Here is a 17,497-nt window from a genome sequence, read left to right on the forward strand (position 1 = left end):
AAATCCATGCCGCACGCCGTCATCAAGCTCACACCCGGCCGCAGCGAGGCGCAGAAGCAGGCGATGGCAGATGCCGTATCGGCCGCGATCGCCGACAAGCTCGGGATCGGCGAGCATCTCGTCTCGGTCGGCGTCGAAGAGGTGACGGCGGAGGACTGGAAGCCCACCGTCTATGAGCCCGAGATCACGGCCAAGCTCGATACCATCTACAAGAAGCCGGGGTACTGAGGATGGCGGAGACCGCGCGCCCGCCGCTGCCGCCTTTCGAGCGGCTGGAGGATGCCGCCGCCAAGGCGCGGCTTGCCGAAGACGCCTGGAACAGCCGAGACCCGGCCCGCGTGGCGCTCGCCTACACACCCGATAGCGTGTGGCGGAACCGCGCCGAGTTCCTCACCGGGCGCCCGGCGATCGAGGCTTTCCTCACCCGCAAATGGGCGCGCGAGCTGGACTATCGGCTCATCAAGGAGGTCTGGGCTTTTTGCGAGAACCGCATCGCCGTCCGCTTCGCCTATGAATGGCGGGACGATAGCGGCTCCTGGTTCCGCTCCTACGGCAATGAGAATTGGGAGTTCGACGAGGCCGGGCTGATGCGCCGGCGGATCGCCAGCATCAACGATCTGCCGATCCGGCCCGAGGATCGGCTGTTCCACTGGCCGCTCGGCCGCCGGCCGGATGAACACCCGTCTTTAAGCGACCTCGGCCTGTAGCGGCGCGCTTGCCTCGCGGGCCAGCGCGAGAAAGGCGGTCATCGCACTCGCCGCATAGCCGTCTCGCCTGCGGATAAAAAGCGTCTCGGCCGCGGCATCCTCGGGCGGCAGGCGGTGCATCGCGACCTCTCCGGCTGCCGCCATGCGAGAGACGAGGGCGCGGGGCAGGAGGGTGACGCCGACGCCGGCGGCCACACAGCTCAGGATGGTTTCGAGCGAGCCAAAGGCCAGCGGCTTGGCCCGCAGGATGCCACGGGCGGCGAGCATTGCTTCCAGCCGCTGGCGATAGCTGCAGCCGAGCTGGAAGACGATGATGGCGAGATCGGGCTTCTCCGCAAGCTGCTCGATCCGGCCGATCCCGGCTTCGGTGACGAGCACCAGCTCCTCGCGAAATACCGTCTCCTGCACGAGGTCGGGGTGCGCCACGGGCCCCGCGACGAAGGCGCCATCCACCTGGCCCGCGACCACGCTATCGAGCAGCTGCGCCGTCGTCCCCGTCGTCAGCACCAGCCGCACGGCCGGGTAGCGCCGGGTGAAGCGGCTGAGGAGGGGGGAGAGCCGGAGCGCCGCCGTCGTCTCCAGGCTGCCGATCTGCAAAAGCCCCGCGGGCTCGCCGTCATCCACCGCGGCGGCGCGGGCATCGGCCATCAGCTTGGCGAGGCGGGGCGCGAAGGGCAGCAAGCGCTCGGTGGCTTCCGTCGGCGTCACCCCCCGCGCGTGGCGGCGGAAGAGGCTGACCCCCAGCTCCTCCTCCAGTGCGCGGATGCGGGCCGTGACGTTGGATTGCACGGTGTGCAGCTCGGCCGCCGCGCGGTTCATGCTGCCGAGCCGGGCGACGGCTTCGACAAACTTGAGGTCGGCGATGTCCATGACGCCTCTCTCTGTGGGGTATCACTCGGTCAGATAGCCATATCAGGATAATTCAGTTTTTGGAGATTGCCAAAGGGCGCATGGAGGCGGCGAGGAGACCTTGGTATGGCGCATGGATCGACGCTCTCGCACAGCCATCAGACGCTCGGCCGAGGGGCGCTCGCCCGCGCCGTCTTCGCGGCCTTCGCCGCCGCCGTCATCGGCATCGGGCTGTCGCGTTTCGCCTATACGCCGATCCTGCCGGCGATCATCGAGGCGCATTGGTTCCCGCCCGCCGCCGCTGCCTATCTGGGGGCCGCCAATCTCGCGGGCTATGTGGTGGGCGCGCTCCTGGCGCGTTGGCTTGCCGGGCGGTTCGGCGGGCCGCGGGTGCTGCAGACGATGATGGCGGCGGCGACGCTCTGCTTCTTCGCGAGCGCGGTGCCGATCAGCTTCGCCTGGTTCTTCGCCTGGCGCTTCCTTTCCGGGCTTGCCGGCGGGGCGCTGATCGTGCTCGCCGCGCCCGCCGTGCTGCCGCATGTGCCGCCCGCACGGCGGGGCCTCATCGCCGGGCTCATCTTCATGGGGGTGGGCTTGGGCGTCGTCCTCTCGGGCAGCCTCGTGCCGCTGCTGCTGGGCGAGGGCTTGCGCGCCGCCTGGCTGGGCCTTGGCGGGCTCTCCCTTCTGCTCACGCTGCTCGCCTGGGGCGGCTGGCCGGAGGAAGCGCGGACGACGCTGCCGCATCAGGCGCATCACGCCGCGCATCCGGGCCTGCGCCTCCGCGCGCTCTATGCCGAATACGCGCTGAACGCGGTCGGCTGGGTGCCGCATATGCTCTTCCTGGTGGACTTCGTCGCGCGGGGCCTCGGCCGTGGCGAAGCGGCGGGTGCGGCCTATTGGGTGCTGTTCGGGATCGGCGCCATGGCGGGCCCCATCCTCGTCGGCCATATCGGGGACCGGATCGGCTTCCGCATCGCCATGCGCGGCGCCTTCGTCATCGAAATCGGCGCGATCCTGCTGCCGCGCGTGAGCACCCACCCTTGGGCGCTCATCCCGTCCAGCCTCATCGTCGGCGCTTTCGTGACCGGCACGGTCTCCCTCACCCTCGGCCGCATTCACGAATTGCTACCCGGGCACGCCCTGCGGCAGCGGCAGGCCTGGGCCCAAGCGACCGTCAGCTTCGCGCTGCTACAGGCGGCGGCGGCCTATGGCTTCTCCTTCCTCTTCGCGCGGACGGACGGGGATTACGGCCTGCTCTTCCTCATCGGTGCCGGCGCGATGCTGGCAGCCCTCGTCATCGATATTGCCGTGCAGCGGCCGGTTGCGGCCGAGGCAGCCGCGCCGCCCGCGCATCGCTGATCTTCGGCGCGGCGTTTCCCGCCGATCTGCCTAGCCTTGCCGCGAAAGCACGGGTTAACCTTCTCTCCGTAAGGCGCCGCAGCGCGCCACCGGCAGAAGATGGGATGGAACGGACATGGCGGACCAGCCGACGGCGGCCCAGGCGCAACTCGCGAAAAGCGCGCTCGAACTGCATGCGAGCGCCCGGCCCGGCAAGCTCGAAACGCGGATCTCCAAATCCCTTGCGACCGCGCGGGATCTCAGCCTTGCCTATTCCCCCGGCGTCGCCGCCCCTTGCCTCAAGATCGCGGAAGAGCCGGAGCTTGCCTATACCTATACGACGCGCGGCAACATGGTCGCCGTCATCTCCAACGGCACCGCCGTGCTGGGCCTGGGCAATATCGGCGCGCTGGCATCGAAGCCGGTGATGGAGGGCAAGGTCGCGCTCTTCAAGCGCTTCGCCGATGTCGATGGCATCGATCTTGAGGTGTCCACTGAAGACGTGGAGGAATTCGTCGCCTGCGTGCGGCTGCTCGGCGCTTCCTTCGGTGGCATCAACCTCGAAGATATTAAGGCGCCGGAATGCTTCGTGATCGAAAGCCGTCTGCGCGAGGCGATGGACATTCCGGTCTTTCATGACGACCAGCACGGCACCGCGATCGTGGCCGCGGCGGCGCTGATCAACGCCTGCCATCTCACCAAGCGGGATCTGGGGGATGTCCGTCTCGTCGTCAACGGTGCGGGGGCGGCCGGCATCGCCTGCATCGACCTTCTGCTGACGCTCGGCATGCGGCGGGAGAATATCCTCGCCTGCGATACCAAGGGCGTCATCCATCGCGGGCGGAGCGATCTCAACCAGTGGAAATCCGCCCATGCGGTGGAGACCGATCTGCGCACGCTGGAAGAGGCGGTGCGGGGTGCCGATGTCTTCCTCGGCCTTTCCGCAAAAGGCGCGCTGAGCCAGGAGATGGTGCGGAGCATGGCGCCGCGCCCGATCATCCTGGCGCTCGCCAATCCGGACCCCGAGATTACGCCCGAGGAGGCGCGCGCTGCCTCGCCGGATGCGATCATCGCCACCGGCCGGTCGGACTATCCGAACCAGGTCAACAATGTTCTCGGCTTTCCCTATATCTTCCGCGGTGCGCTGGATGTGCGGGCGCGCACCATCAACGAGGCGATGAAGGCGGCAGCCGCGCACGCGCTCGCCGAACTCGCGCGCGAGGACGTGCCGGACGAGGTGCATCGCGCGGCGGCCCGCCAATTGCGCTTCGGCCCCGAATATATCATCCCCAATGCCTTCGATCCGCGGCTCATCACCCGCGTGCCGCTCGCGGTCGCGCAGGCGGCGGTCGCGAGCGGCGTCGCGCGGCGGCCGCTGCCGGAGGTCAAGCTCTATCGCCGGGCGCTCGCCGCGCGGCTCGATACGGCGGTCAATATCCTCGATCTCATCACCGAAGGCGTGCGCGGCCAGCCGAAGCGCATCGTCTTCGCCGAGGGTGAGAACGAGACGATGGTGCGCGCCGCCGCCCAGTATCATAAGGAGGGCTTCGGCACGCCGCTGCTGATCGGCAATGAGGAGCGCGTGCGGGCGGCCTTCGCGCGGCTGGAACTGCCCGTCGAGGGGGTGGAGATCCGCAACGCCCGGCTCGCCGCGATCGAGGATCACAAGAAGAACGAGCGCTACTCGGAATTTCTCTATGGCCGCCTGCAGCGCCGCGGCTATCTGCTGCGCGACGTGCAGCGCATGGTCAACCAGGATCGCAACGTCTTCGCCGCCTGCGCGGTCGCCCTCGGCGATGCCGACGGCATGGTGACGGGGCTGACCCGCGCGCCGGCGCAGGCGTTGGACGCCATCCGCCTCGCGATCGACCCACGGCCCGGGCGCATCCCCTTCGGCCTCTCGATGGTCGTCTCGCCGCATCAGACGTTGCTGGTCGCCGATACGCTCATCAACATGAAGCCCTCGGCGGTGGAGCTGGCCATGATCGCGCGCGCCGCGGCGCACCGCATGCGGGCGCTGGGGCAGGCGCCGCGCATCGCCTTCTGCGCCTCCTCGACCTTCGGCCAGCCGCAGGAGGGGGCGGGGCTCCGCATGGCGGAGGCGGTGCGGCTCCTCGACGCGGAGGGCGCGGATTTCGAATATGAGGGGGAGATGACAGCGGAAGTGGCGCTCGACCCCAACCTCCGCGCCCGCTATCCCTTCGCGCGGCTCACCGACAACGCCAATGTCCTCGTCATGCCGGGGCTGGATGCGGCGCAGATCGCCACCCAGATGGTTGCCCGGCTGGGCGAGGCGCGGGTCATCGGCCCGGTACTGACCGGCCTCGCCCGGCCGGTGCAGGTGGTGCCGATGGATGCCAAGGTGTCGGACCTCGTGATCTTCGCCTGCCTCGCCGCTGCCGCCTCGATGGAATAAATGTTATCCCTCCGCGCCCGGCTTGCGCGGAGGGCAGGCTGCGGGTGAAGCTCGGCGGGATTGTGGAGATCCCCTCATGGCAAAGCAGCTTCACCTCGGCGCCTTCATGCGCCCCGTCGGCATCCATACCGCCTGGTGGCGCTACCCTTCGGCCTACGCCGATGGGAACTTCAACCTGAAGCATCTCGTCCGCTTCATCCAGACGTTGGAGCGCGGCTGCTTCGACGCCTTCTTCATGGCCGACCATCTCGCGGTCTTGAACATGAGCATGGCGGCGCTGAAGCGGAGCGCGACGGCGACCTCCTTCGAGCCCTTCACCCTGCTCTCGGCGCTCGCCATGGTGACGGAGCGGATCGGCCTCGTCGCCACCGCCTCCACCACCTTCGACGAGCCCTATCATATCGCCCGCCGCTTTGCCTCGCTCGACCATATCAGCGGCGGCCGCGCGGGGTGGAACATCGTGACGACGGCGAACCCGGATGCCGCGCTCAATTTCGGGCGGGACGACATGATGGAGCATGACGCGCGCTATCTGCGGGCGCGCGAATTCTACGATGTGGTGACGGGACTATGGGATTCCTGGGCGGATGATGCCTGGTTGAGGGATAAGGAGAGCGGCATCTTCTTCGACCCCGCAAAGATGCATGTGCTGAACCACAAGGGCGAACATCTCTCCGTGCGAGGCCCGCTGAACATCGCGCGGCCGCCGCAGGGTTGGCCGGTCATCGTGCAGGCCGGTGCCTCGGACGCCGGGCGGCAGCTGGCGGCCGAGACGGCGGAGGTCATCTTCGGCTCCTCCCGCAGCATGGCGGAGGGTCAGCGGTTCTACGCGGATGTGAAGGCGCGGATGGCGGCGGCGGGGCGCGATCCCGCAAGCCTCAAGATCCTGCCCGGCGCGCTCGTCATCGCCGGCCGCACGATGGCGGAGGCGGAGGAGAAGCGCCGCCTGCTCGATAGCCTCGTCCACCCCGAAAGCGGGCTGCCCAACCTCTCCATGCGGCTCGGCGTCGATGCCAGCGGCTTCGATCTCGATGCGCCGTTGCCCGAAATCCCCGAGACCAATGCCGGGCAGAGCAGCCGCGCAGCCCTGGTGGAGCTTGCCCGGCGCGACAACCTCACCGTGCGCCAGTTGGCGCAGCTCGTCGGCGGTTATGGCGGCTTGCAGATGGTGGGCACGGCCCAGACGATCGCCGATCAGATGCAGGCATGGCTGGAGACGCAAGCCTCGGACGGCTTCAACATCATGTTCCACACCGTGCCCGAGGGGCTCGACGATTTCGTGGACCTCGTGGTGCCGGAACTGCAACGGCGAGGCATCTTCCGCGAGCGGTACGAGGGCACGACCTTGCGCGATCATCTCGGTCTCGCGCGACCCGCCAACCGCTTCTTCTGACGCGGGAGCGGCGGCGGCGCGGGCGGCTCAGTGAGCGGCGAGCGGACCGCGGGGGTTGATCATCCCCGCGAACGACCCTCGGTCGATCCGGCAATCATAGGCGCCCATGGCATGCGGGCCGATGCTGCCCTCGCGGAAGGCGAGCACCGCATGATCCGGGTAGAATGACCAGTTGCCGATATCGCGCGCCGTCTCTGCCACCGCCGCGGCGTCCGGCGCCCAGGGCTCGCCCATCACCTTGCTGTAGTAGCTGCTGAGCGCCGCCGTGCAGATCTTCGCAGCCTGCGCCGCAGAACCCGGTTGCAAAAGCGCAGATAGAGGCAGCAGCTTGCCGGTTGTGAGATCGACATTGAGGCTGGCGCCGCCCGAAAGCGGGTAGGCCGCATTGTTGTTGTCGTATGTTGCAGCCGCAATGCTCAGGAAGCCGGAACTTATCCGGGTAACCTGGTAATCCGCCTGATGCGCGAGGCTGTCTCCCTCGCCTTGTTGCGGCTGATCCCACTGCCCGACGAGGTTCTCGCGCAGCAGCTTGTTGGCGGCCTTGAGCGCTGGTGTGTCCGCACCCTGGATCACGGGATAGGCGATCTCCACCGCATAGCGATCCCGCCCGCCGGGACGATAGACGAAGCGCGGCAGAATTTGCGGTGCGCCGGGTGCGGCATCCGCGCTCACGCCACCCAGGAACTGTGCCCGTGCCTTGGTGCTGGCGATCATGCAGGAGACTGCCTGCGCATCTGCCACCGGCTTGCCATCGCCATCCATGGCGCAGGCGGCGCGGTCTGCCAGCCATCGTCGCTGGTTGGCGAGCAACCCGGGCTGCTCCTCCTTCGGCAGAGTGTCGCGGAGGCGGCGATAGGCCGCCGCCATGGCGCCATCAGCCTTCTCCAGCGCCGGATCGGCGCAGATCAGCTTATCCGGCCGCGCTGTGGCCCGCGCGCAATCGAGCGCGAAAGCCGGCCGCGCGAGCGACAGGCCAGCGGCAAGGAAGGCCAGAGCAGCGACGGCACGTGCGGTCATGGCATCAGCCTCTGCAAGGAATTTCGTCTCCCCCGAGACCTAAGCCATTGCCGAGACAGTGAAAAGCGGTTCTTTCGCCAAAACATATCGCCAACCGGCGTCGTGCCGCGAGGGCGGCGCTGGGGCCTTGCCACGGGAAGGCAGCGCGTGACACGCTGCCCTCCTCGTTCGAAGAGGTGATACGCAAGATGTCCGTGCCTGGCTATGAGCTTTCGGTTGATCCCGCGCGGTTGGACCTTGACGTGATCCATGGCTTCCTTAGCGAGGAGAGCTACTGGGCCAAGGGAATTCCGCGGCCGATCGTCGAAAAGGCGATCGCCCATTCCCTCTGCTTCGGGATTTACCAGGGCGCCGCGCAGGTCGGCTTCGCGCGCGTCGTGTCCGACTACGCGACCTTCGCGCTCCTGGCCGATGTCTTCGTGCTGGAAGGGCATCGTGGCAAAGGGCTATCGAAATGGCTGATGCAGGCGGTGGTCGGGCATCCTGAGCTGCAGGGCTTGCGCAGGCTGCTGCTGCTGACCTCCGATGCGCATGAACTCTATCGCCAGTTCGGCTTTACCGAAATCGGCAATGCCTGGCGCTTCATGGAAGTGCTGCGGCCGGATATCTACACGCGCTGAGGGCAGGCAGGTCTGGCGCGGGCGATGCGTGGGGTAATCCGCCGCGCATCGCCCATGCCGCCACCTTAGCTCTCTGCGCGCCGCTCAGGGCGCCGGGCTGCCGTGGATCTGGAACAGGGCGTTGACGCGCTCCTCCATCTCCGGCGTGAAGGCCACAGCTTCGGAATCGAGTGCGACCCTCAGCTGCTCGATCGTCGTCGCCCCAATGATGTTGGAGGTGACGAAGGGGCGGGAGGTGACGAAGGCGAGGGCGAAGGCCGCCGGGTCGAGCCCGAATTCCTTTGCCAAGGCCACGTAGGCGCGGATCGCTTCCTCGCAGCCCGGCTTCTCGTAGCGCTGCCCGCGCTCGAACAGCGTCGTGCGGGCGCCGGGCGGCCGCGCGCCGCCCAAGTATTTGCCGGTGAGATAGCCTTGGCCGAGCGGGGAATAGGCCAGCAGCCCCACCTGCTCGCGCATCGCGATTTCGGCAAGCCCCGTCTCGAAGGTGCGGTTGACGAGGTTGTAGGCGTTCTGGATGGAGACGACGCGCGGCCCCACGCCAGCTTCGGCCGCACCGACGAAGCGCATGGTGCCCCAGGCGGTTTCGTTGGAAAGCCCGATGTGGCGGATCTTGCCGGCGCGCACCAGATCGCCGAGCACGCCGAGCGTTTCCTCGATCGGCACCTCATCCGCGTCATCCTGGGGCTTGAAGGCATTGCCGCCGGAGCCGAAGGTCTGCACCTGCCGGTCCGGCCAGTGCAGCTGGTAGAGGTCGATATAATCGGTGCGGAGCCGCTTGAGCGATTCCTCGACCGCGAAGGTGATATGGGTGCGGTTGAGCCGCGCCGGCTGATCGTCCGGGCGGATGCAGGAGGTATTGCCGCGCCCGGCTACTTTCGAGGCGAGAATGATCTTGTCGCGGTTGCGCCGCGCGGCGAACCAGGAGCCGATGATCCGCTCGGTCGAGCCGCTTGTCTCCCGCCGCGGCGGGATGGAATAAAGCTCGGCGGTGTCGAAGAAGTTGATGCCGTGGTCGAGCGCCATGTCCATCTGGGCATGGCCCTCGGCTTCGGTATTCTGCTGGCCCCAGGTCATGGTGCCGAGGCAAAGGGCAGACACGCGCAAATCCGTGCGGCCCAGCAAGCGGTATTCCGCCACAGGTTTCTTCCTTGCAAGGAACGGTTGAGGGATGAACGGTTGAAAGACATGGGAAAACCCGGCGCCGTGCGGCGCCGGGCTCTGCGAGCCCCCGGGGTTTAGAGGGTCAACCCTCCGGCTGGAAGCCTTCGCCGTGCAAATCCTGCAGCGTCGCCGCCAGCGCCTTTTCCACCGCCTGCATCACCTCGTCGATCTCGCCGCGGCTGATGATGAGGGGCGGGCTGAAGGCAAGCCCGTCACCCGGCAGCGGCCGGCCAATGACGCCGAAGCTTTCGAGATGCTTGGCGGTGCGGGCGCCGATGCGGCGGGCGGGGTCGAAGTTCCGCCGCTCCCGCTTGTTCTCCACCAGTTCGATGGCGGCGATGAGCCCCATGCCGCGCACCTCGCCCACCAGCGGATGGTCCGCGAAGCGGCGGCGGAGTTCCGCCTGCAGATAGGGGCCCACTTCGGCGACATGGCCGAGGATATTCTCCTCGTCATAGATCTTGAGCGTTTCGACGGCGACGGCCGCCGGAACCGGATGGCCGGAATAGGTATAGCCATGGCCGAAGGTGCCGTATTTGTGGCTCTCGGTGGCGAGCGCCTGATAGACCGTCTCGTTCACCAGAACCGCGCTGATCGGCAAATAGGCCGCCGAAAGCGCCTTGGCGCAGGTGAGGATATCGGGGGAGACAGAGAGCGCCTGGCTGCCCCAATAGGCGCCGGTGCGGCCGAAGCCGCAGATCACCTCGTCGGCCACCAGCAGGATATCGTATTTGCGCAGAACGGCCTGGATCTTCGGGAAATAGCCGGCAGGCGGGATGATCACGCCGCCCGCGCCCATGATCGGCTCGGCGAACATCGCGGCGATCGTCTCCGGCCCTTCGGCGAGGATGAGCTTTTCGAGCTCCTCGGCGCAGCGGGTGGCGAAGGCTTCCTCCGTCTCGCCGGGTTCGGCGCCGTGGTAGAAATGCGGCGTCATCGTATGCAGGATGCCAGCGATCGGCAGATCGAAGGATTTGTGGTTGTAGGGCAGGCCGGTGAGCGAGGCGGCGGCGACGGTGACGCCGTGATAGGCCTTGATGCGGCTGATGATCTTCTTCTTCTGTGGCAGGCCGCGGGCGTTGTTGTAGTACCAGATCATCTTGATCGCGGTATCGTTCGCTTCCGAGCCCGAATTGCAGAAGAACACCCGGTGCATCGGCACCGGCGCGCGGGCGAGCAGCATCTCGGAGAGCTCGATCATCGGCTCATGCGATTTGGAGGCGAAGGCGTGGTAGAAGGGCAGCGCCCGCATCTGCCGGGTTGCCGCCTGTACCAGCCGCTCGTTGGAGAAGCCCAAGGAGGCGCACCAGAGCCCGGCGACGACATCGATATAAGCGCGTCCCTGATCGTCCACCACCCGCACGCCATCGCCGCGCCCGATCACCACCGGCCCGTTCTCGGCATGGGCCATCTGGTCGGTATAGGGATGAAAGACGCTGGCGACATCGCGCGCGGCGAGCGAGTTGAGGCGGGCGGGGGCGTTCATGGCGACAATGCTCCGGCTGGCTGTTCGGGCATATTGTGAGCCGGCGGCCGGCTGAGGGGAAGGGGAGGCAGCGGCGGGCTGCCCTCTCGCTTTTCCGCGCCGGCGCCCCAATATCAGCGGGGCTGGAGGGAGATCCGACGATGACCGCAGAGACCGCCGCCGACGAGAGCCGAGGCCCCGAGCTGGGCAATGCCTGTGCCGCGATCCTGCCGGAGGATCTGGCGCTGATGCGCGAAGCCGCCCGCATCCTCATCGCCGAAAAGGGGATCGCCTTCCGCCTCGGCAGTTTTCTTGGCGATCAGACCGAGGGGGTGGTGAATGCGGCCGGCCGCTTCCTGCTCAACAGCAGCGCCTTCAGCGCCCGCAAGATCGTCGAGATGAGCCTTGAACGGCTGTATGACGCGGCAACGCGCGGGATGGATACGGTGGCGCTCGCCGAGGAACTGGCCGCGACATCGGCCGGGCGCCGTCACAAGCTCGTGAGCACGATGAGCGGGGTCGCGACCGGCTTCATGGGCCTGCCTGGCATGGTGGTGGATATCCCGCTCACCACCGGCCTCATGCTGCGCTCGATCGCCGGGATCGCCCGGAGCCTCGGCGAAGACCCGATGACCGAGGAAGGGAGGCGGGCCTGCCTGGAGGTCTTCGCGCTTTCCGAGCATCGGGATGGGTTCGAGGGGCAGGCGGGCTATTGGGCGGCGCGCGCCGCGCTCAGCCGCTTCGGGGTCGAGGCGTTGCTGCGCCAGGTGGCGGGCACGCTCGGCGTCGCTTTCACGCAACGCTTCCTCGCGCGGCTCGTTCCCATGGTCGGCGCGGCGGCCGGCGGCACGCTCAACTACACCTTCATGGACTATTACCAGAAGATGGCCCGCATGCACTTCATCCTGCGCCGGATGGAGCGGAGCTACGATCGCGGACAGGTCAGCGCCTGCATGGATCGGCTGGTGGAGCAGGAGCGCGCCCGCCGCCGCCCAAGCCCGCGCCCGGCGGCGCCCGCGCAAGCTTTGCCACGATTGCCGCCGGTGCCGGTGGAAGTCGCCTGAGACACGCCCCGGGGGCTGCTCAGGCCCGGTCAGGCAGGATCGCCTGACCGGGAAGAGCGGAGCGTCAGTGGCGCCGGATATCGTGCTTCAGGGCCAGACGCTGAGGCGGGCGGAGCGTGCTTCGAGCGCGTAGCGGCCCGGACCCGTCACGTAGAGTAGGAAGAAGCCGCCCATGATGCCGAGGTTCTTGTAGAAATTGATGGCGGCTTCGTAGCGGGGCATGCCGCTCATCGTCCAGAAATGGTGGCCGAGGAGCGCGGTCGCCAGCGTGTAAAGCGCCATCAACAGCGCGATCGGCCGCGTCGCGATGCCGAGCAGGATGGCGAGCCCGCCGAAGACCTCGGCGATAACGGCGATGAGCGTGGCGAGCCAAGGCACCGGCACGCCGATATGTCCCATGTAGGCGACGGTGCCGCCAAAGCCGGTCAGCTTGTCCCAGCCGAAGATGATGAAGAGCAGCGAGAGCAGGATGCGGCTGAGCAGGATGGTCTCATCACCATAGGGGGTGAGGCGCGGCGTTGTCATCGGTTCGGTCCTTTCCAAAGGGGTGGCGTCAATCCTTCCGCCAGGATCGGACTTTTCCGGTCATAACAAAATGGAAATTATGGCAACGCATCCTTTCCGCCGGGCGCGGGGCACCAGTAAGCCCCTACACCCCTTCTTCCGCCGGTAGAACGGTAACGCGCCATTCCAGCGCCCGCTCGCTGCCCGGCGGGATCAGCATCATGCCGGGCTTTTCCATCAACCCGCCGGTGAAGCCCTCTGGGCTCGCATAGCCGTGCCACGGCTCGATGCAGAGGAAATCACCCTCGCCGGCCGGCTTGGTCCAGACGCCCAATTGCTCGAAGCCTTCCCAGCTGACTTCGAGCACCGGCGTGCCGGGGGCGGAAAACCGCACCGACCGGCTTTCGAGCGCGGTGAAAACCAGGGCGTCATGGTCGAAAAGCTCCGGCCGGAGGGCGAGCACCCGGTCATGCACCGGGGAGGGATGGGTCGCTTGCGTGAGGAGCCCCCCGGCGACGCCCTGGATCGGTGCCGGCTCATCCCGCGCGAAGCGCAGTTCGTGCGCTTCCTTGGCGACCCCGGGGCGGATGGGCCAGGCGAAGGCCGGATGGCCGCCGAGAGCCGCCGGCATCACCTCGGCGCCGCGATTGGCGAGCGTATAGCGCAGGGTGAGGGTGGTGCCGCTCAGCGCATAGGCGAGTTCGAGGCGGAAGGCGAAGGGGTAGAGCGCGCGGCTCTCGGCATCATCCTCCAGCACCAAGGTGCAGTCTGCCGCGCCACGGGCATGCCAGGTGAAGCGCCGATCGCGCGCGAAGCCGTGCTGGCCGAGGTGGTAGCTCTGCCCCGCATGGCTATAGCGATCCCCGGCGAGGCGGCCGACGATCGGGAAGAGCACCGGCGAATGGCGCGGCCAGGCGGGGCCGGCCTGCCACATATATTCGGCGCCATCAGAGCCTTTGAGCGAGCAGAGTTCCGCCCCCTGCGCCAGGATGGTCGCGCTCATCCCGTTGCGGCTGAGCACATGGGCGTCGGCGGCATCCTCGGTCATGGCGGCAGGCTCTCCCCTCGGCTGATTGCGGGGGAGAATAGAGGCGGCGCAAGCGGCGGGGAAGCATCTGCCGCCTCACGAACGCGCTTGACGCGCCCCGGGGGCCACATGCGATTGTCTGGCCGCACAGGAGAGTTTCCCCTTGGCTCGCCCAGACAGCCCCTTCCTGTCCTCCGCGCCCCGCGGCCGTTCTGGCGCCCCGGTGCTGCGCCTGTCGGAGGCTCCGCCGCCCGATTTCTGACGACCGGCGATGAGGATGAGGCGCCCTGCCGCCACGCGCGGCGGGGCCAATGCCGCCCTGCGGCGAGGCGAGAAGAGAGGCCGAGATGATCGATCTGCGCGAATGGTTCGCCGAACACCACGTGACGGAGGTGGAGTGCCTGGTGCCCGATCTCACCGGCATTCCGCGCGGCAAGATCACCCCGGCGCAGAAATTCCTCGATGGCGGCGCGCTTCGCCTGCCGGAGGCGATCTTCATCCAGTCCGTCACCGGCGAATATCCGCCCGACGAGGAAGACCGGCTGACCGACCCGGCGATCATCGATATCACGCTGCGCGCCGATGCGAGCACGGTGCGCCTGGTGCCCTGGGCGCGGGAGCCGACGGCGCAGATCATCCACGACTGCCATTACAAGAACGGCGAGCCGGTGCCGATGGCCCCTCGCCAGGTGCTGCAGCGGGTGCTGAAGCTCTACGCCGATAAGGGGTGGGAGCCCGTGCTGGCGCCGGAGCTGGAATTCTACCTCGTCGCCCGCAATTCGGACCCCGATTATCCGCTGACGCCGCCCGTTGGCCGCTCCGGCCGGAAGGAGACCGGGCGGCAATCCTATTCGATCGATGCGGTCAATGAATTCGATCCGCTCTTCGAGGAGATGTACGATTTCTGCGAGGCGCAGGAACTCGACCTCGACACCCTCATCCATGAGGAAGGGGCAGGGCAGGTGGAGATCAACTTCCTGCATGGCGAGCCGCTGACCCGCGCCGACCAGGTGTTCCTCTTCAAGCGCACGGTGCGGGAGGTGGCGCTGCGGCACGATATCTACGCCACCTTCATGGCCAAGCCGATGAGCCACGAGCCGGGAAGCGCGATGCATGTGCATCAGAGCATTGTGGACCCGGAGACGAAGCAGAACCTCTTCGCGGGCGATGATGGCAAGGCGAGCCAGCTCTTTCGCCACTATGTCGGCGGCTTGCAGAAATATACCCCGGCGGTGATGCCTATCCTGGCGCCGAACGTGAACTCCTACCGCCGCCTCTCGCGCTTCTCGGCCGCCCCGATCAACCTCGAATGGGGGTACGACAACCGCACCTGCGGCCTGCGCGTGCCCTTCGGCTCGCCGGCCGCGATGCGGGTTGAAAACCGCGTGCCCGGCGCCGATGCCAACCCCTATCTCGCCTTCGCCGCCACCCTCGCCTGCGGCTATCTCGGCATGGTGGAGGAGTTGGAGCCGACCGCCCCCTATGAGGGCTCGGCCTATTCCCGGCCCTATGCGCTGCCGCGCGAATTGAGCCACGCGCTCGACATCATGGAGCAGTGCGAGCCCATCCGCGACGTGCTCGGGGCCAAGATGATCGAGGTTCTGGCCGCCGTGAAGCGGCTGGAATACGATACCTATCTGCACGTCATCAGCTCCTGGGAACGGGAGCATCTCCTGCTCAACGTATGAGCGCGGAGGTCGCGAGCCGGGCGGAGGCGCCGGCACCGAGCTATTACGAGGCGACGCGCGCGCTCGCCTTCCATGCGATGCCGCTGGTGCAGGATCTCGCCGTCGAGGTCGCGATCATCGGTGGTGGCATCACCGGCTGCATGGCGGCGCTCGAACTCGCCGAGCGGGGGGTGCGGGTCGCGCTGCTCGAAGCCCGCGACATCGGCTGGGGCGCCTCGGGGCGGAATGGCGGCCAGGTGCTGCCGGGCTATGCCTGCGGCCAGGCGGCGCTCGAAAAGCTGGTGGGGGCCGAGGATGCCCGGCGGCTCTGGGAAATGTCGGTCGAGGCAACGGGCATGGTGGCCGCGCGGGTCGCGGCGCACGCCATCCCGGCGGATTACCGGCGCGGCTACCTGCATGCTGCCGTGAAGCCGCGGCAGGAGCGGGAGCTGGAAGAGGAGGCGGCCGCGCTTGCCCGCCTCGGCCATGCCGGAGTGCAGGTGCTGCGGGGCGCGGCGATGGCCGAGCATATCGCAAGCCCCCGCTACCGGGCGGTGATGACGGACCCGCTCGCCGCCCATCTGCACCCCTTGAACTATACCCTCGGCCTCGCCCAGGCGGCGCAGCAGGCAGGGGCGCGCATCCATCCCCGCACGCCGGTGCGCGCGGTGCGGGAGGGCAAGCTCATCCGCCTTCGCACGCCCAAGGCGACGGTGACGACCAGCCTCCTGCTGCTCGCAGGCGGCGCCTATCTCGGCCGGCTGCGGCCCGAGATGGCGGGCTACACCATGCCCGCCGGCACCTATGTCATCGCGACCGAGCAGCGAGGCGATCTCGCGGCCCTTCTGCCGCGGAACGAGGCGGTCGCCGATCTCAACTTCGTGCTCGACTATTTTCGCCGCTCGGCTGATGACCGCCTGCTCTTCGGCGGCCGGGTCTCCTATTCCGCGGTGCCGCCGCCGCGGCTCGCGCAAAGCCTGCTCGCGCGCTTGCGGCGGGTCTTCCCGCAGCTTGCCGATGCGCGGGCCGAATTCACCTGGGGCGGGCTGGTTGACATCACCCGCCACCGCGCCCCGCATTTCGCCCGCATCGCGCCCAATATCCTCATCGCGCACGGGTTTTCCGGCCATGGCGTGGCGCTCGCGGGGCTCGCCGGGCGGGTGATGGCGGAGGCCGCGGCGGGCCAGGCGGGGCGGTTCGATGTTTTCGCCCGCATCCCCCAGGCGCGCTTCCCCGGCGGGCGGGCCTTGCGCGTGCCGGGCCTGCTGCTGGCCACCACCTATTTTCGCCTGCGCGACCTTCTCTGACCGGCCCGCACTGTGCTAATTCCGAATTCGGAATGAACTGCGCAGCGGATGGCGAAGGATGCGGCTGTTCAGCCTCACGAAGCCCAAAGTCATGCCGCCGCCGCCGGCCGTGGCGCGCGCGCCGCGCCGCCTGCGGATTGCCCGCATCATCCACCAGACCTACAGCACGGACGCGGTGCCCCAGGCCTTCGCCCCTGCTGTCGCCCAATTGCGGGCGATCAATAGCGGCTGGCGCTACCGCTACTGGTCCGACAAGGAGGTGCACGACTTCATCTACGGCGCCTATGGCTGGGAGATCCTGCGCCTCTATCTGCGGATCAATCCCCGCTACGGCGCGGCGCGGGCCGATCTCTTCCGCTACCTCTGCCTCTATCACTGCGGCGGCGTCTATCTCGACATCAAATCCGGCGGCAGCGCGGATCTCGACCGGATCATCCAAGCCGAGGATACCTATCTGCTGTCGCAATGGCGGAACGCGGCGGGCGGGCGCTATCCCGGCTGGGGGCAGCACCCGGAGCTTGCCGGCGTGGCAGGGGGCGAGTTCCAGCAATGGTTCATCATCGCCGCCGCCGGCCATCCGTTCCTCGAACGGGTGATCGAGCGGGTGCTCGGCAATCTCGCGGGGTATGACGAACCGCGTGACGGCGTCGGCCGCATGGCCGTGCTCCGCACCACCGGGCCGATCGCCTATACGCTGGCGATCCATCCGTTGCTCACCGTGCATGATCATCGTTTCTTCGATGCCGAGGCAGCGGGGCTGCGCTATTGCCCGAGGCGTAATCACCTGCGTGTTTTCGGGGCAGAAAGCTATCTGCGGCAGTCCACACCCCTGGTGCTTTGACAGGTCTGCCTCGCATTATTCCCTTGCATCGTGCTTGCGCCGCTTCCAGTCTTCCGGCCGCAGAGACAGGCGCGGTGCGGTGCGTCGCCCGGCTCTCCGCCCATAGCCAGGAGCCAGAGCA

General features: G+C 67.7%; 16 protein-coding genes. 10 read left to right on the forward strand and 6 right to left on the reverse strand.

All coding sequences use genetic code 11. The annotated features are described in order from the left end of the window. Positions 1–6: 6 nt before the first annotated feature. Both ACYQ7X_RS01930 and ACYQ7X_RS01935 read left to right on the forward strand, forming a co-directional pair. Positions 7–228 (forward strand): tautomerase family protein, encoded by a 222-nt coding sequence (locus tag ACYQ7X_RS01930; protein ID WP_459695128.1) that lies wholly within the window; start codon positions 7–9, stop codon positions 226–228. 2 nt (positions 229–230) lie between these two features. Continuing rightward, positions 231–707: a nuclear transport factor 2 family protein gene (locus tag ACYQ7X_RS01935; RefSeq protein ID WP_459695129.1), complete on the forward strand. Its 477-nt coding sequence runs from the start codon at positions 231–233 to the stop codon at positions 705–707. Here the strand turns inward: ACYQ7X_RS01935 and ACYQ7X_RS01940 are convergent. Beyond that, positions 687–1,577, reverse strand: coding sequence for a LysR family transcriptional regulator (locus tag ACYQ7X_RS01940; protein ID WP_459695130.1), 891 nt, complete (start codon positions 1,575–1,577; stop codon positions 687–689). The genes ACYQ7X_RS01935 and ACYQ7X_RS01940 overlap by 21 nt on opposite strands. Before the next feature lie 105 nt (positions 1,578–1,682). Between ACYQ7X_RS01940 and ACYQ7X_RS01945 the strand changes: the two genes are divergently transcribed. The 3 genes from ACYQ7X_RS01945 to ACYQ7X_RS01955 all read left to right on the forward strand — a co-directional run bounded on the left by ACYQ7X_RS01945 (position 1,683) and on the right by ACYQ7X_RS01955 (position 6,703). After that, positions 1,683–2,915: a YbfB/YjiJ family MFS transporter gene (locus tag ACYQ7X_RS01945; protein ID WP_459695131.1), complete on the forward strand. Its 1,233-nt coding sequence runs from the start codon at positions 1,683–1,685 to the stop codon at positions 2,913–2,915. 115 nt (positions 2,916–3,030) lie between these two features. After that, the gene (locus tag ACYQ7X_RS01950) at positions 3,031–5,310 is read left to right on the forward strand and encodes an NADP-dependent malic enzyme (RefSeq protein ID WP_459695132.1); all 2,280 of its coding nucleotides are present in this window, start codon (positions 3,031–3,033) and stop codon (positions 5,308–5,310) included. A 76-nt stretch (positions 5,311–5,386) separates the two neighbouring features. Then, positions 5,387–6,703, forward strand: coding sequence for an LLM class flavin-dependent oxidoreductase (locus ACYQ7X_RS01955; protein ID WP_459695133.1), 1,317 nt, complete (start codon positions 5,387–5,389; stop codon positions 6,701–6,703). A 27-nt stretch (positions 6,704–6,730) separates the two neighbouring features. Here the strand turns inward: ACYQ7X_RS01955 and ACYQ7X_RS01960 are convergent, their stop codons facing one another. After that, a complete protein-coding gene (locus ACYQ7X_RS01960) occupies positions 6,731–7,720 on the reverse strand; it encodes a lysozyme inhibitor LprI family protein (RefSeq protein ID WP_459695134.1) in 990 nt (329 codons plus the stop codon). A 188-nt stretch (positions 7,721–7,908) separates the two neighbouring features. On the opposite strand from ACYQ7X_RS01960, the gene ACYQ7X_RS01965 reads away from it, so the two are divergent. Next, positions 7,909–8,340, forward strand: coding sequence for a GNAT family N-acetyltransferase (locus ACYQ7X_RS01965; RefSeq protein WP_459695135.1), 432 nt, complete (start codon positions 7,909–7,911; stop codon positions 8,338–8,340). A gap of 84 nt (positions 8,341–8,424) precedes the next feature. Here the strand turns inward: ACYQ7X_RS01965 and ACYQ7X_RS01970 are convergent, their stop codons facing one another. Further along, the gene (locus tag ACYQ7X_RS01970; protein WP_459695136.1) at positions 8,425–9,438 is read right to left on the reverse strand and encodes an aldo/keto reductase; all 1,014 of its coding nucleotides are present in this window, start codon (positions 9,436–9,438) and stop codon (positions 8,425–8,427) included. A 145-nt stretch (positions 9,439–9,583) separates the two neighbouring features. Further along, a complete protein-coding gene (locus ACYQ7X_RS01975) occupies positions 9,584–10,987 on the reverse strand; it encodes an aspartate aminotransferase family protein (protein WP_459695137.1) in 1,404 nt (467 codons plus the stop codon). Between the two features lie 140 nt (positions 10,988–11,127). On the opposite strand from ACYQ7X_RS01975, the gene ACYQ7X_RS01980 reads away from it, so the two are divergent. Continuing rightward, positions 11,128–12,030, forward strand: a complete 903-nt coding sequence (locus ACYQ7X_RS01980) for an EcsC family protein (protein WP_459695138.1) — start codon at positions 11,128–11,130, stop codon at positions 12,028–12,030. An 87-nt stretch (positions 12,031–12,117) separates the two neighbouring features. Here ACYQ7X_RS01980 and ACYQ7X_RS01985 read toward each other — a convergent pair whose 3' ends face one another. Together ACYQ7X_RS01985 and ACYQ7X_RS01990 are read right to left on the reverse strand one after the other, a co-directional pair. Beyond that, positions 12,118–12,555 (reverse strand): DoxX family protein, encoded by a 438-nt coding sequence (locus tag ACYQ7X_RS01985; protein ID WP_459695139.1) that lies wholly within the window; start codon positions 12,553–12,555, stop codon positions 12,118–12,120. A 124-nt stretch (positions 12,556–12,679) separates the two neighbouring features. Further along, positions 12,680–13,582 (reverse strand): aldose 1-epimerase family protein, encoded by a 903-nt coding sequence (locus ACYQ7X_RS01990; RefSeq protein WP_459695140.1) that lies wholly within the window; start codon positions 13,580–13,582, stop codon positions 12,680–12,682. A 326-nt stretch (positions 13,583–13,908) separates the two neighbouring features. Between ACYQ7X_RS01990 and ACYQ7X_RS01995 the strand changes: the two genes are divergently transcribed. Genes ACYQ7X_RS01995 through ACYQ7X_RS02005 form a run of 3 tightly spaced genes read left to right on the forward strand, consistent with a single transcriptional unit; the run spans position 13,909 to position 17,376 of the window. Continuing rightward, on the forward strand, positions 13,909–15,249 hold the full coding sequence (locus tag ACYQ7X_RS01995) for a glutamine synthetase family protein (protein ID WP_459695141.1): 1,341 nt from the start codon (positions 13,909–13,911) through the stop codon (positions 15,247–15,249). Next, complete coding sequence (locus ACYQ7X_RS02000) at positions 15,246–16,535, forward strand: NAD(P)/FAD-dependent oxidoreductase (protein WP_459695142.1); 1,290 nt, start codon at positions 15,246–15,248, stop codon at positions 16,533–16,535. Before ACYQ7X_RS01995 ends, ACYQ7X_RS02000 begins: the two co-directional genes overlap by 4 nt. Before the next feature lie 58 nt (positions 16,536–16,593). After that, complete coding sequence (locus ACYQ7X_RS02005) at positions 16,594–17,376, forward strand: glycosyltransferase family 32 protein (protein ID WP_459695143.1); 783 nt, start codon at positions 16,594–16,596, stop codon at positions 17,374–17,376. Positions 17,377–17,497 lie beyond the last annotated feature (121 nt).

The sequence above is a fragment of the Acidisoma sp. C75 genome (assembly GCF_054665095.1).